A 14,823-nucleotide genomic window follows, 5' to 3' on the forward strand; every position below is an offset into this window, starting at 1 on the left:
ACGGCTTTCATAAAATTTATAAATCCCGGCTTTAACTAAAATTTTACGAATGTTGGAAATTTATTTGATATAAACATGAGATCCATATTCCTACTTGAAATACAATCCGCATTTTGTTAAAGTAGACACAAGCTACTTTGCGATGCAAGGTAGCTGTTCACGAACCAGCTACCTGGTTATGCAAGTTACTTGGGAGGGCTCATGCCCCCGATGAAGGCCAGAGTGCCTTTTTATTTTCGCCACTATATGGTTATACAAGGTAGGTGAATAAGTTGTCGGTGCGAAGCCAGTTATTAAAGGGCATTCTGGAAGGGTGCATTCTCGCTGTCATATCCAAGGAAACGATATATGGCTATGAACTGACGATGAAACTCCGGGATATGCGGATCGAGGTTAGCGAAGGCTCGATTTATCCGATATTGCTACGTCTGCAGAAGGAACAGCTGATTGTTGGCGAGATGCGAGAATCGCCCAGCGGGCCCAACCGGAAGTATTACACTTTGACAGATAAAGGCGAAGAAGCGCTGCAACAATTTAGGATGCATTGGGATGCGCTCAAAGGCCCTGTCGATGAACTGATGCAAAAAGGAGGAGGAGCACATGCACACCAAAGATCTGATCGAGGAAAACAATAGAAAGCGCGAGCTGCTGAACGAGGAGAACGAAAAGTATTATACCGGCCTGCTGATCTACATTCGGACTTCATTTAATAGGTCTGAGCAAGAGACCGAAGAAATTCTGATGGAGGTGCTGGACCATCTGCTCGAAGCGCAGCAGAATGGCCGTACGGCAGAGGAAGTGTTCGGCAATGACCCGAAGGCGTATGCCCAGGAAATTGTCGGCGAACTCCCGACAGCCCTGCCCAAGGAAATGTTGAAGCTGGTGGCCATCGGCGGCTTTACCTTTCTCGGTATCTTTTTCTTTACCACCGGGCTGCTATCGACCATTCTTGGCTACGGCTTCAATCTGGGGAAATCGGTGTATGAGTTCCACACGGGAAGCTTGGCGGTAGGCGTCATTGCTTCGCTTCTTCTGGGCTGTCTATTTATTTACGGGCTGTTCGCATACATTCGCTGGTCCGCGTTTCGCAAGATCCATAAATGGAAGGAAATCGCCATCGCCTTCCTCGTTGGCGGGGGTGCATTCGGTCTGTTCGTTGCCGGCCTTTACTTCATGCCTTCATTCGGAACTCCGCGTGTCGTGATTCCTGTATACTGGTTAATAGGAATTGGTGCTGTACTCTATGGGGCTGGCCAGTGGCTAACGAAGAAGAAATGAGCGGCCTTAGCCGCCTTCTACCCAATGAAACAGCCACTCATCATGATCCATAATGGAAAGGAGCCGCAGAGATGAGCTTATACGTCCGTCCGATGATCAAGATCAGCGCCGCTGCCATTTCATCTGTGCTAACCAGTGCCGGGCTGGCATGGTACAGTTACACGCCGCCGGATGAAAGGGCGGCCGAGGTTGCATATTATTCCTTTGGAGGTATGTTTGCGATTCTGTTCCCCCCTGCCTTCTTCCTGTTCTTTATCTTTGGCGCCATTGTATCCTTATGGCTCGATCAGCGCATGAAAGGATATGCCAGGTGGACCGGTGTGAAGAAGGCGATTGTGATGATTTTCTCGTATGCAGTGATCGGCTTGATTGGGGGCCTGGCCGTTTCCCTTTCAATCTCGCAGTTCGGTTTCATGTATTACGGGATTCCAGGCGCGCTGCTGTTTTTGGCGGTGCAGAGCCTGCTGCAGGCAGGAGCAGCCAAGATAACGAGCAAGACTAACCCTCGTCACTGAGCCGGGCGGCAAGCCCCTGCATCGAAATGCAGGGGCTGTGCGCACCGTTATTCCTTTCACTTGCCCTGCTGTAATTACATGATCGCATTCCGATGCATGATCCGCTCTACAGGGTGCCGTACCGTCGGATGGCCGTCCTTTATGCCTTTACCAATAGCGATCAGCATGACATCCAAATAGCGGTCCGAAATATTTAACACCTCTTTCAATTTCCCCGAATCGAAGCCGGACATCGTGATTGTGTCTACCCCCGCTTCCTTGGCCAGCATAACAATTAACGCCGAAGCCTCCACCACCTGTTGTTGATGGTAAGCGCCCGGCAGAAACGCCGCTCGAAGTTTCGGGTCGTCAATGATGAGATATCGGGTCAAAGGGCTGGAGCCCGATCATCACATCCCGTGCGATCACTCCTAGGCTTGCCAGAAAGAAACTACCCGCTCCGTCCTTCACACGGATGGAGGAGCGGGGCAGCTTGAGAAGCACAACGCTTGATGGGCAGCAGTTGCCCGGGAAGGTCAACCGATCAGCGATAGGAGATGCGTAAGTCAGTAGCCTCGGCTCCGGATATCGTCTCACCTTCTCCCCCAAGCTCCAGCACCGCAACAATTCGCTCCTGCGGCAATACTCCCAGCCGCTTGCACCACAGCTCATCATATGTCCATGCCGGGATGCTGCGCCGTACCGGCCATTGCCTGTACTTGGCCAGCAATTGAAAGTTCTGAATCAAGCAGCACACGGCTGCGTAGTCCTCTTCCTGTTTGTGCAGATCCGCTTCCTCTTTCGCCACCACGACCAGGAACGCCTCCGCGTTGCTTGCGGAAGATGCTCGCCATTCGGCGGCTGTATCGCCTTCGCTCACATAGATAAAGCGCCACGGCTCTCGCATCCCATCGTTCGGCGCCCATACCGCCTCATTCAACACCTCCAGTACCGCTGCCGAGGAGATCCGGGCTTGATTCGCTCGAACGGCCGACCCTCTCATTCCCCCGCCGATTTCGGTCCATTTCTTCTCCGCGGGTGTTCTTCTCCGGGCTCTCGGTATTTTGTCAAAGTAACCCATGTTCAAGATGCCAGCCAACCTTTCCCCGTCCTGCAAACCGATCTCCTTGTAAAAAGACGCGCCATATACCATTGGATCCGTGTACCAGAACATGCCGAGCCCCTGCTCCCAGCCGAGCAATTGAAGGTTCTGCATGATGCTGCATACCGCGGCATAATGTTCATCTCGCGCCCGTTCATTCTCCCCCGGCTCCGCAATAAAGATCAGCTGAACAGGAACATCCATCGCTTGTTTGGTGATCATATCGACCATTTTCGCCGGAATAAGTTTGCCAAGACCGCTTTCCCTCACTTTAGCGACCATGCTCTCAGCAAGCCTGAGGCGGGATGCTTCTGTCCCGTAATAGATGCAGCGCCAGCAAGGTGCCGCCCCCTCGGCTTCGTATAAGCTCGCCGCCTCCTTCAGTAACGAGATGACGAGCTCTTGCGCGACCGGCGTCTCATTGTATTTCCGAATGGATCTTCGTTCCTTTATCGTTATGGCTGCAACCATTCCTGACCCCTCCTTCATCACATTGTTACGTAGTAAACAAAATAGATAATCATCATGACGGCATAAAACGGATGATCCCCTATATAAAAGCGTCGATGAAAACAGCGTTGAATCAACCTATAATCGAGGCTTCCCCTTTCCAGTCCTAGGTCCCTTCTCTGTTTTTGTTTATAAGTAAACTATAATACTGTCAATGATCACGTGTCAAATCATTTTCCGGGTTGGTCATATCTGTGGGAATACAGCACCAGTAATTCAAAAGTCTTATAAAAAAAGGACCGTTTGATGATCACAGGAGGTTTAGCAAGCGAAATTGAGTGTTCAACTTGATTGTGATATATTAGTTTACATCCAAACAATACAAGAGCAGACGGAGTGGACGAGCCCTCCGCTCTTTACTTCTAATAAAAGGAGCCCAGCCCCATGAGCGCACCTGAAGGAATCAAGCGTTTGCTGTATGAACGTTTTCTCCATTTCACACATATCACCGATCCCATTTCCGCTGTCGAAATTGAGGAGTTTGCTGATCTTGCAAGGCAGCATGGGATCAGCTCATATCCAAGCAACGTCACAAGCGTCCACGTCCTGGACTGCATCGGCAACCATGAGCCGATCAACAATACGAATATTGCAGAGAAGATGAATTTATCCAAGGCCAGCATTACGAAGATCTGCACCCATCTGCTTAAGGAAGGATTTATTAAGCGAAGTCAATTGAAGGACAACAAGAAAGAGGTGTACTACAGCCTGACCCCGAAGGGAAGGCACATTTATGAAGTCCATGCGATCCTGCACCAGATGATGGAACAACGGTTTATCGAATTCATGGACTCTTTTTCGGAATCAGAGCTTCAAGCAGTGATCAAATTTCTCCAGTTCATGATCGACCATCATAAAGACGGCTTCATGAAAGGAAGCCAATAAGCGTAGCTGCGGAACGGCCGATCAATACTCTACCAGCACCTTTAACGGATGCTGGGTTCCATTGCCCAGCGCTTCAAAACACGGAATAAGCTGCTGGCTGCTGATTTTCATTTCATACAGGTCACGCAGCGTGGAATCATGCAACTTGAAATTGGCAAAATACCACTCGGCATGCTTTTGATAATCCCAGCCATCACTTGAACCGACAATTCGCAGCTCCTTCTCATAAAACGCCGGCTGCAACACAAATTCATCTCGATTTCCGTCGGACAGAATACAAATATGCCCCTCCTTCACCAACGCTCGCTGCAGCGTGGCAAAAGCGCGGTTGTAGGCCGAACATTCGAAGCCATAATCATACCGATCCGCAAGACATTCCTCCGGATCATGGAACACATTGGACGCCCCCAATCGAGCCGCCATCCTTCCTCTGGAACGATTCGGCTCCAGGACATCGACATGCCGGACATTCTGATATGCCTTCAGGAAATGAAGGGTTAATAGCCCCATCGTTCCCATGCCGGTAATCAGCACGCGATCATTCTCTTTAGGCTGAAGTTTCAGCACGCCCTTGGCGGCGTCGCACGACAATATGACGAGCAATGCATCGGCAGCCTCAATGCCTGGCGGCACGCGGATGGCTTTGTGCTCCTTCACCCTTTCATAATCTTTATGGCCGTAGAAGGCGACGACGCGGTCGCCAACGTTTAGCGAACGGACCGCTTCGCCAACCGCGATCACTTCACCGTAGCTTTCATATCCCGTCTCTTTCGGATAGCTGGATTGCGAATCCACGGCATGATGCCCCCGATATTGTGCGATTTCCGCTCCGATGCTGATGGACCCGGCCATCGTTTTAACGAGCACCTCGTCCTTCGAAAGCTCAGGCAATGGCTTACGCATCCACTGCAGTTTTCCCGCTTCAAGCAGTACAAGCCTTTGTTGCTCCATGTTTCCAGCCGCCCTTCGGTTATGTATTCGTCGTAGCGTGGCCCCTTCGTACTTGCCCGCTCCTAGCCGTTTCAATCCCCACCTCGCGCTTACCTACAACTTGCACGCACAGATACTTACACCACTCTAATTCGACATAAACCAACAACCTCCTGCCAATGACAGGAATGAAGCCAATAACATAAAAGCGGTATATCAGCTGACTTTCCAGCTCATATACCGCCATCCGGGCATGCTTCACGAATTACTGTTTCCTTACAGCACCTTGCTCAAAAACTCCTGCGTCCGCGGATGTTGCGGCTGGCCGAACAATGCCTCCGGCTCGCCTTCTTCGACGATTTTGCCACCATCCATAAACAGGATGCGATCGCCAACCTCGCGCGCAAAGCCCATTTCATGCGTGACGATCACCATCGTCATCCCGCCCTCAGCCAGCTTCTTCATAACCTCAAGCACCTCGCCCACCATTTCCGGATCCAGTGCTGATGTAGGCTCATCGAACAGCATGACATGCGGCTGCATCGCCAGCGCACGCGCAATCGCAATCCGCTGCTTCTGTCCACCGGACAGCTGCGATGGATAGGCGTCCTTCTTGTCCAGAAGGCCTACCCGTTTCAGCAGATCCTCGGCAATCACGACCGCGTCCTGGCGGCTCGTGCCCTTCACCTGCATCGGCGCCAGCGTAATGTTGTCCAGCACGCTTTTATGCGGGAACAGATTGAACTGCTGAAACACCATGCCCATTTTCTCGCGCGTCGCATTGATGTTGTGATTTTTGGCGGTAATCAGCTCGCCTTCGAACATAATCTCCCCGCTCGTCGGCTGCTCAAGCAGGTTCAGGCAGCGCAGAAACGTACTTTTTCCCGAACCGCTCGGACCGATCACAACGACAACTTCCCCCTGGGCGATTTCAACATCGATCCCTTTCAAAATATCCAGCTTGCCAAACGATTTATGGAGATTTTTAACGGTTATCACTTGCGCTCAACTTCCTTTCCCAGACACCGAGCAGCTTCGAAAGCACGAATGTCAGAATAAAGTAGATCATAGCGGCCACCAGCAGCGGATTTAGAGGCGCAAAGGTCGAACCGCGCAGGATCTGGGCCTGATACATAATGTCATATACCCCGATAAAGGATACAATCGAAGATTCCTTAATGATGACAACAAATTCGTTGCCGATTGCCGGCAGTATGCCCTTGATCGCCTGCGGCAGTACAATATGGCGCATCGCCTGCCGTTTCGTCATGCCGAGCGAGCGGGCCGCTTCCAGCTGACCGCGGTCTACGCCCTGAATACCTGCCCGGAAGATTTCCGCGAGATAGGCGGCACTGTTCAAGGACAGGGTAAGGATACCGGACTGGATTGGCGTAAAGGTAATGTTGAATGCCGATAGGCTGTAATGGATAATGAACAGCTGCACCAGCATCGGTGTGCCGCGCACAACTTCTATATAGGTAGTCGCAAGCAGCTTCACGACTTTCACCTTCGACATGCGCATCAGGGCGATGAACAGCCCGAGGATGAAACCGAACACAACGCCGAGTGCAGAGATCAGCAATGTGAACTGAATACCCTTCATATAATAGTCGCGGTATTTCCAGAAGAACTCGAACATATTCAGACTGTCCTTGGTCCGTCCGGCCGCGAGGTCACTGGCCTCATCGACAAATTTCTCAATGAGGTTGTCTTTCTTCAGCCGTTCCAGTGTCTGATTGATGCTGCTGAGCAGCTCATGGTTGCCTTTGCGGACACCGATCGCATATTCATCATTCTCGGCCGTCGGCTTGGCGTCCGTGATGACCATCGTTTCTTCGTTCATATTCGTTCTGGCAATCGGATACTCGGCTAGAACCGCATCCACCCGGCCCGATTCCAGCTGCAGCAGCAGATCCGGAATTTTATCCAGCGCCACGACGTTCGCCCCGGGAATCCCCTTGGCGATGTTCTCCTGGATCGAGGACTTCTGCACACCGATGCGCGCCCCTTCCAGTCCTTCCATCGTGTTGTACAGATGCTCCTCGCCTTTGCGGACGATGACCGATTGCTCAGCGGCATAATACGGGTCGGAGAAGTCGATGCTTCTTCTTCGCTCTTCGGTCGGGTTCATCCCCGAGATGACAAAATCCACCCGGCCGCTTGTCAGCTCCGGAAGCAGCGCGTCAAAGGACGTGTCCTTGATAATCAGCTCTGCACCAAGGTCCTTGGCAATTTCCTTCGCAATTTCGATGTCAAAGCCTACAATCGTATCGACACCGTCAATCTCTTTATGAAATTCGTAGGGTGCATAGTCTGCGCTTGTTATAAGGATGATCGTTTTCTTCTCACCCTCCGCTTGGACGATACTGCCCATCATCAGCAGCACGGCCATGAACAAGGTCAGCCCTATTGTCAGTTTGTTTCTCATATGTGCTACCTTCTCCTCTTAAAATATATTGCATCAGGACTTAACATGATCCTTACCTAAAAATCACAACTGGGCTATTATAAAACAGGATGCATGATTATGCAATGTAAGTCGCTCACTTTTCATAATCTTTCATAAAAAGTACATTTTTTGGGGAGTGCATATTCCGCTCCGGTCCGTTTCATCTTATGGAGAGCAGCAGCGCGTCTCGTCTAGAAGAGTTGCAGCACGCCTTACGAAATAGCTGAGCTAGTCAAGTTATTCGTTCCTCTGATTCTTAATCCGGTCGCTCGGTTATTTAATAGTCAAATCAGGATTTTGCAAAGTCCTGCAACACATCAGGAGGTGCAAGCCATGCTGCTTGAAGCGCTATATCATGTTCCTAGAGATAAATGGGCCTATGCCTATGATCCCGCTACCATTCATCTGCGGGTCCGTACCAGGAAGAACGACGTGGACTCCGTGGTTGCCATGACCGGTGACAAGTATGATTGGGAGCGAACCTACTTCGAGATTACGATGGAGAAAGCCGCCTCTGATGAAATGTTTGATTATTGGGAGTGCGCCGTTCGCCCCAAATACAAACGGTTATCCTACGGCTTCCGCATCCATGATGGCAAGGATACCGTATATATGGTCGACAGCGGCATCACATGGGATTATCCGCATCCTCCGGCCGGTTACTTCGAGTTCCCCTACATACATGAAATTGATGTATTCAAGGTGCCGGAGTGGGCCAAGGAAGCGGTATTCTACCAGATTATGACCGAGCGTTTCGCCAATGGCGATCCTGACAACGATCCGCCAGGCACGGAGGAATGGGGCGGGCAGCCTGCAGTCGACAACTATTTCGGAGGCGATCTGCAAGGGGTGCTTGATCATCTTGACGATCTGGTGGAGCTTGGCATCAACGCGATATACTTCACGCCTCTCTTCCGCTCTCCGTCCAACCATAAATACGACACCGTTGATTACAAACAGGTTGACCCACATTTCGGCGACAATGAGCTGCTGAAGCAGGTGGTCGACGCTTGCCATGAAAGAGGCATACGGGTCATGCTTGATGCGGTGTTCAATCACTGCAGCGAACAGTTCCCTCCGTTCCAGGATGTGCTGAAGCATGGGGAACAATCCAAATATGCGGACTGGTTTCATGTGAACAAATTCCCTTGTGAAGTGAAGGATGGCATCCCTACCTATGATACGTTCGGCTTCTTTGGCAATATGCCCAAATTTAATACGGCCAATCCGGAAGTGAAAGAGTACCTGCTGGACGTAGCGGAATATTGGATCAAGGAGATCAAGCTGGACGGCTGGCGGCTCGATGTTGCCAACGAGATTGATCATCATTTCTGGCGGGAGTTTCGGCAAATTGTCAAGAGCGCCAACCCGGACGCCTACATCGTGGGCGAAGTGTGGTCCGACTCCCTGAACTGGCTGCTCGGCGACCAATTCGATTCGGTCATGAACTATCCGTTCGCCGACAAGGTGCTCGAATTCTTCAATGGCAATATGGACGGACTGACCTTCGCCAATCAGATCGGCGGGCTGCTGATGCGTTATCCGCAGCAGACGAATGAAGTCGTATTTAACCTGCTGTGCAGCCATGACACCCCAAGGCTGCTCACCCGGCTTGGCGAGGACAAGCGGCGGATGAAGCTGTCGGTGGTATTCCTGTTCACCTTTATGGGCACGCCGTGTATCTTCTACGGCGATGAAGTCGGGCTGTCGGGCGATGGCGATCCGGACTGCAGACAGTGCATGGAGTGGGACCCGGAGAAGCAGGATCGGGATCTGTACGATTTTTACCGGATGATGATCAGCCTGCGCAAGAACTTCCCGGCGCTGCGTCAAGGCCGCTTCCGCTTCCTCCAGGCGAACCGGAACGATCCATCCATCGTCTATGAGCGGGCGGATGACCAGTATCACTTCATTATCTGGATGAACAACAGCGAAGAGAAGCGCACCTTGTCCCATCCCATTGTAACGACCGATTGGTATGATGCTCTCCTAGATGAGCCGGTCAAGCCTGTGGACGGCACGATGCACATTGAACTGGAGCCATACGGATATCGCATCCTTTGCCGCAAGCTGAAGTCCAGCTGATTCCCCTTCACAGCTGTGTATAGGTACAAAAATTAAATGAACTGAGACTTCCCAAAAGTAATCTTCAGACCTTTCTTGACGAAGTACGCCCCGATGATTTCTGCCTGAGCAGGAGTCACCGGGGCGTTATTCTTATCGTTTAGAGGACAATCGCTGTATCATCGCTTAAGTCCCATTGTCCCTTCTGTCACGATATGCTGTGTACACGGCGGTAAATATCCACATACTGCCCCGCCGATACGAGCCAGCTGTAATCGCCGTTCATCGCGTTTTTGCTTACTTTCCGCCAATGCTCCGGCTGGCGGTAGAACGAGGCGGCACGGCGGATCGTATACATCATGTCATGCGCGTTGTATGCGGCAAACGTGAAGCCGTTCCCTTCGCCGGTAAATTCGTTATACGGCTGCACCGTATCGTTCAGGCCGCCCGTCTCTCTTACGATCGGGACGCTGCCATAACGCATCGCAATCAATTGACTGATGCCGCATGGCTCGAATTTGGAAGGCATCAGGAACAGATCGCTGCCGGCATAGAAGCGACGGGATAATCCTTCGCTGAACCGAATTTGGGCGGACATTTTGTTCGGATACCGATTGGCTGCTTCCCTGAACCAGTGCTCATACGAAGGATCGCCCGTGCCAAGCACCACGAACTGAATGTCATCATAATACAGCAGCTCGTCAAGGACGCGGATGACCAGTTCCAGCCCTTTCGAATCGACAAGGCGGGAGACCATCGCCATCATCGGCACATGGGGAGCGACCGGCAGATTCAGCTCCTGCTGAAGCTCGATTTTGTTCTGCATTTTTTTATCCAGACTGCTCCGGTACTTCACGGCAATATGCGGATCACGGTTCGGATTATAACTCTTCGTATCAATACCGTTCACAATCCCGCTCAGCCTTTCGCCCTGCGCGGACAGCAGGCCGTCGAGGCCGTAGCCGTAATAGGCGGTTTGGATTTCCCGTGCATAAGTCGGACTGACGGTTGTCACATGATCGGCGTAGACGATGCCCGCTTTCATAAAGTTCAGATTACCGTAATACTCCACGCCTTCCGCATGGAAATGGCGGCTGTGAATCCCGAGCAGGTCCACAAGGACCTCGTACGGATAAACCCCCTGATACAGAAGGTTATGTATCGTAAATACGGTTTTAATCTCAGCATAATAAGGATCATGGCGGTATCCATCATGCAGCAGCAGCGGAATCATAGCCGTATGCCAATCATGACAATGCAGCACATCCGGCTTCAGGCCGATAACCGGCAGCAGGTCCAGAATCGCCCGGTTCAGGAAGGAGAATCGTTCGCCGTCATCCATGTAGCCATAGATACCATCTCGCCCGAAGTAATATTCATTGTCTACAAAATAGACCGGCACCCCTTCCCAAATGATCCGGCTGACCCCGCAGTACTGCTGTCTCCAGCCGATCTGCACCTTGGTCTCGCCAATAAACTCCATTTGGCTTCGATATTCCTCCGGAATTCCCCGGTACTTCGGCACGATAACGCTGACGTCCACCCCAGCTTCCTGGAGCGCTTTGGGCAGCGCGCCGATCACATCGGCCAGACCGCCCGTTTTAATAAACGGCACACACTCCGAAGCGGCAAACAACACCTTCATATTATCTTTGGATTCAGACATGCTCTCTTCTCCCTCCGTCCATTTCATTGGATTACAGTCGTTTGGTTTTCTCTGTCTGTGATGAAGCTTGACGTGCCGCAGACCGTTTAGCGCTGCTGCGCCGCTGCGGGCTCTTCTTCTTCAGCATGACAATGCTAAGCGGCGGAAGTGCAATTTCCACGCTGCATGGCTGATCGTGCCACGACAGCTTCTCTGTATGCAGCGGTTTCGGGTTCAGCATCCCTTCCCCGCCATAATCGCGGTGGTCGGAATTCAGCACCTCGACATATTCCCCTGTGCGCGGCATGCCAATCCGGTACCGCTCATAAGCATGCGGCTGGAAATTGATGACCACAATCAGCGTGTCACCGGCTCGTTTCCCTTTCCTCATATATATAATCACGCCCTGCTCCGCATTGTCTGCGTTGATCCACTCGAAGCCTTCCCAGCTGTGATCCAGCTCCCACAAGGCGCGCTCCTGCTGATACAGCTTATTCAGCGCCGCGGTATAGGCAAGCTGCCGGCGATGGCTGTCATAATCGAGCAGAAACCAATCCAGCTGATCCTGGTCCTTCCACTCGATGAACTGACCGAATTCAGCGCCCATGAAGGTCAGCTTCTTGCCTGGCTGCGTAATCTGGTACCCAAGCAGCAGACGCAAGCCTGCAAATTTCTGCTCATAGGTGCCGGGCATCTTGTTCAAGAGCGAGCGTTTGCCGTGAACGACCTCATCATGAGACAGCGGAAGCGCGAAATTTTCCGAGTAGGCGTAACACATCGGGAACGTCAGCAGGTGATGCTTCTCATGCCGGGCCCCGAAATCAAGCTCCATATACTTCAGCGTATCGTTCATCCAGCCCATGTTCCATTTGTAGTTGAAGCCCAGACCGCCCTCATGCGACGGAGCCGTCACGCCGGGCCAGGCGCTCGATTCCTCGGCCATCATCAAGGCGTTCGGGTAATAATGAAACACCGTTTTGTTCAACGTTTGCAGAAAGGCGACCGCTTCCGTATTGTCAAGACCTCCCTGCGCGTTTCGGATGTACTGTCCTTCTCTTTTCTCAAAATCAAGCCGGATCATGCTCGTTACCGCATCCACCCGCAGACCGTCAATATGATACATTTCCATCCAGAATATGGCGTTTGAGACGAGGAATGAGACCACTTCAGGCTTGGAATAATCAAAAGAAAGCGTTCCCCAGCCCGGCTTTTCTGCCTTTAACGGATCTGCGTATTCATACAGCGGCGAACCATCAAACAAGCGGAGTCCGTGCGCATCCTTGGCAAAGTGGGCAGGCACCCAGTCCAGAATCACCCCGATGCCGGCCTGATGGAGACGGTCGACCAGATACATGAAGTCATGCGGGCTGCCATAGCGGCTTGTCACGGCATACAGACCGGTTTCCTGATAGCCCCAGGACAGATCGTAAGGATGCTCGGCAAGCGGCATCAATTCTACATGGGTGTAATTCATCTCCAGCACATAAGGCACCAGCAAATCAGCCAGCTCACGATATGTATAAAAGGAGCCGTCCGCCTTCTGACGCCATGTGCCGACATGCAGCTCGTAGATGTTCATCGGTTTGGCATAAGGAGCTCTTCGCTTGCGCCGCCACGCGGCATCGTTCCAGTTGTACCCGCTTAGATCTGTCACGACAGACGCGGTATTCGGTCTCACTTCGGCGTGAAAAGCATACGGATCTGCCTTCAGGAAGGACGCCCCATGCTGGTCGGTGATGTGATATTTGTACAAATTCCCAGCCTGAAGCCCCGGAAAAAAACGACTCCAGATCCCGGATTGGGGCATCCTATATAACGTGTCTTGCGAGCCGTCCCAACCGTTCCAGTCCCCTGCGACCCCGACCTGCCTTGCGCAGGGGGCCCAGACGGTAAAGCGTACTCCCTCTTCTCCGTTTTCCCTTGCAGGGTGTGCGCCCATCCAGCGATAGCTGTGAAATGAAGTTCCTTCATGGAATAAGTACACTTGTTCAGGAGTTATGCTTCCTTCCCTGACTTCTTGAGCATTCAATACTTATCACCTGCTTCGGCATAAAATTACAGTTATTAATGCTATTAACCCATTTTAACCAGCTTGAAAATAACAAAACATCTTTTGCTTCCCATCTCACGAAACACCAATACAGCAGTGTAAATTTTCATTTCAATATTTCAATATAATCGTTTCAAACCCCGAGCATGTCGGTTATGTAAGTATCAACGTTGAAAAAAATTGGGAGGGAAACGTGATGAAGAGAAAAGACTGCATCGCTATGCTTCTGGCCGGAGGTGAAGGCAAGAGATTGGCACCTCTGACCTCTAAGCTGGCAAAACCTGCTGTACCTTTCGGCGGGCATTACCGGATTATCGATTTTCCTCTCAGCAATTGCGTGAATTCCGGCATTGACACGGTGGGAGTATTAACTCAATATGAGGCAGATTCACTGCACAGACATATCGGGGAAGGCGATCCTTGGGGTCTGACACGCAGCGGCAGAGACGGGATTTCACTGCTGCCTTCGTATGACACAGACCAGAAGGAATATCTTGGTACGGCAGATGCTATTTATAAAAATATGAAATATATCGATGAACAGAATCCGGAGCATGTGCTCGTGTTGTCCGGAGATCACATTTACCATATGGATTACAGGCAGATGCTTGATAATCATAAGAACAGCGGGGCATCGGCCACCATTTCGGTGATGGAAGTGCCATGGGAGGATGCGAGCCGATTCGGTGTCATGAGTGTGGATGATTCCCTGACGATTACCGAATTCGCCGAGAAGCCGGCAGAGCCGGAGAGCAACCTTGCCTCGATGGGCATATACTTGTTCCGGTGGGATTACTTGAAGCGATATTTGATGGAGGATGCGCAAGATCCGCAGTCCAGCCATGATTTCGGGAAGGATGTCATTCCGAAAATGCTGGCGGGCAACGAGCCTCTTCTCGCCTACCGCTTCCAGGGCTACTGGCGTGATGTCGGTACCGTTCAGAGCTTGTGGGAGGCCCACATGGACGTCCTGAGAGGACGTGAGCTTGTGCTGGAACGTCAGGATTGGCCGATGTTCACACGTCCATGGCTGACCAGAGCGACGGCGGCCCGCGCCAGAATGACGGATTATGCCGACTGCCTCATCCACGATCAATGCACCTTTGAAGGCAAAGCCAGAAGCTCGGTCATCTTCTGCGGTGCCGAGATCGGCAAATATTCCTTGGTGAAGGACAGCGTCGTTATGCCAAACGCCAAAATCGGCAAGGCTGCTCACATCGAGCATGCCATTATCGGCGAGGGCGCTGTGATCAAGGATGGTGCGGTTGTGCAGGGATCACCCGGCCATGTTGTCGTGGTTGGTCCATACGAGACCGTGCTGCCGAAACCGACCGTGCGCACACAGCCTGCGCGTCTGCTGCAGGATGTTTACGAGAAAGGACGGCTTCGCGCCAACGTATCTTCTTCTTGATTCAA

At 51.8% G+C, this 14,823-nt stretch carries 13 protein-coding genes; 6 read left to right on the top strand and 7 right to left on the bottom strand.

Annotated elements, in window-relative coordinates:
• The first annotated feature begins 272 nt into the window (after positions 1-272).
• From CHH75_RS13945 to CHH75_RS13955, 3 genes are all read left to right on the top strand, one after another.
• Positions 273-635, top strand: a complete 363-nt coding sequence (locus tag CHH75_RS13945; RefSeq protein ID WP_095263712.1) for a PadR family transcriptional regulator — start codon at positions 273-275, stop codon at positions 633-635.
• A complete protein-coding gene (locus CHH75_RS13950) occupies positions 601-1,278 on the top strand; it encodes a DUF1129 family protein (RefSeq protein WP_095263711.1) in 678 nt (225 codons plus the stop codon). Before CHH75_RS13945 ends, CHH75_RS13950 begins: the two co-directional genes overlap by 35 nt.
• Positions 1,279-1,349: 71 nt before the next feature.
• Complete coding sequence (locus CHH75_RS13955) at positions 1,350-1,793, top strand: hypothetical protein (protein WP_095263710.1); 444 nt, start codon at positions 1,350-1,352, stop codon at positions 1,791-1,793.
• Between the two features lie 74 nt (positions 1,794-1,867).
• On the opposite strand, the gene CHH75_RS13960 is transcribed toward CHH75_RS13955, so the two are convergent.
• Both CHH75_RS13960 and CHH75_RS13965 read right to left on the bottom strand, forming a co-directional pair.
• Positions 1,868-2,164: a nitroreductase family protein gene (locus tag CHH75_RS13960; protein WP_141235845.1), complete on the bottom strand. Its 297-nt coding sequence runs from the start codon at positions 2,162-2,164 to the stop codon at positions 1,868-1,870.
• Positions 2,165-2,316: 152 nt separating this feature from the next.
• On the bottom strand, positions 2,317-3,345 hold the full coding sequence (locus tag CHH75_RS13965; RefSeq protein WP_095263709.1) for a nitroreductase family protein: 1,029 nt from the start codon (positions 3,343-3,345) through the stop codon (positions 2,317-2,319).
• Positions 3,346-3,768: 423 nt separating this feature from the next.
• On the opposite strand from CHH75_RS13965, the gene CHH75_RS13970 reads away from it, so the two are divergent.
• On the top strand, positions 3,769-4,269 hold the full coding sequence (locus CHH75_RS13970) for a MarR family transcriptional regulator (protein ID WP_095398485.1): 501 nt from the start codon (positions 3,769-3,771) through the stop codon (positions 4,267-4,269).
• A 21-nt stretch (positions 4,270-4,290) separates the two neighbouring features.
• Here CHH75_RS13970 and CHH75_RS13975 read toward each other — a convergent pair whose 3' ends face one another.
• The 3 genes from CHH75_RS13975 to CHH75_RS13990 all read right to left on the bottom strand — a co-directional run bounded on the left by CHH75_RS13975 (position 4,291) and on the right by CHH75_RS13990 (position 7,627).
• Complete coding sequence (locus CHH75_RS13975; protein WP_095263707.1) at positions 4,291-5,220, bottom strand: alcohol dehydrogenase catalytic domain-containing protein; 930 nt, start codon at positions 5,218-5,220, stop codon at positions 4,291-4,293.
• 255 nt (positions 5,221-5,475) lie between these two features.
• Positions 5,476-6,198 carry an amino acid ABC transporter ATP-binding protein gene (locus tag CHH75_RS13985; RefSeq protein WP_095263705.1) on the bottom strand — a complete coding sequence of 241 codons (723 nt, stop codon included), beginning with the start codon at positions 6,196-6,198 and terminating at the stop codon, positions 5,476-5,478.
• A complete protein-coding gene (locus CHH75_RS13990; protein WP_095398486.1) occupies positions 6,185-7,627 on the bottom strand; it encodes an ABC transporter substrate-binding protein/permease in 1,443 nt (480 codons plus the stop codon). Before CHH75_RS13990 ends, CHH75_RS13985 begins: the two co-directional genes overlap by 14 nt.
• A 354-nt stretch (positions 7,628-7,981) precedes the next feature.
• On the opposite strand from CHH75_RS13990, the gene CHH75_RS13995 reads away from it, so the two are divergent.
• Positions 7,982-9,733, top strand: coding sequence for an alpha-glycosidase (locus CHH75_RS13995; protein WP_095398487.1), 1,752 nt, complete (start codon positions 7,982-7,984; stop codon positions 9,731-9,733).
• 187 nt (positions 9,734-9,920) lie between these two features.
• Here the strand turns inward: CHH75_RS13995 and glgA are convergent, their stop codons facing one another.
• Both glgA and glgB read right to left on the bottom strand, forming a co-directional pair.
• Positions 9,921-11,357, bottom strand: a complete 1,437-nt coding sequence (gene glgA, locus CHH75_RS14000) for a glycogen synthase GlgA (RefSeq protein WP_095398520.1) — start codon at positions 11,355-11,357, stop codon at positions 9,921-9,923.
• A gap of 52 nt (positions 11,358-11,409) precedes the next feature.
• Positions 11,410-13,386 (bottom strand): 1,4-alpha-glucan branching protein GlgB, encoded by a 1,977-nt coding sequence (gene glgB, locus CHH75_RS14005; RefSeq protein ID WP_095398488.1) that lies wholly within the window; start codon positions 13,384-13,386, stop codon positions 11,410-11,412.
• 217 nt (positions 13,387-13,603) lie between these two features.
• Here glgB and CHH75_RS14010 point away from each other — a divergent pair, with 217 nt between their 5' ends.
• Positions 13,604-14,818, top strand: coding sequence for a glucose-1-phosphate adenylyltransferase (locus CHH75_RS14010; protein WP_095398489.1), 1,215 nt, complete (start codon positions 13,604-13,606; stop codon positions 14,816-14,818).
• Positions 14,819-14,823 lie beyond the last annotated feature (5 nt).

This window comes from Paenibacillus sp. 7541, assembly GCF_002276395.1.
Taxonomy (GTDB): Bacteria; Bacillota; Bacilli; order Paenibacillales; family Paenibacillaceae; genus Paenibacillus_AQ; species Paenibacillus_AQ campinasensis.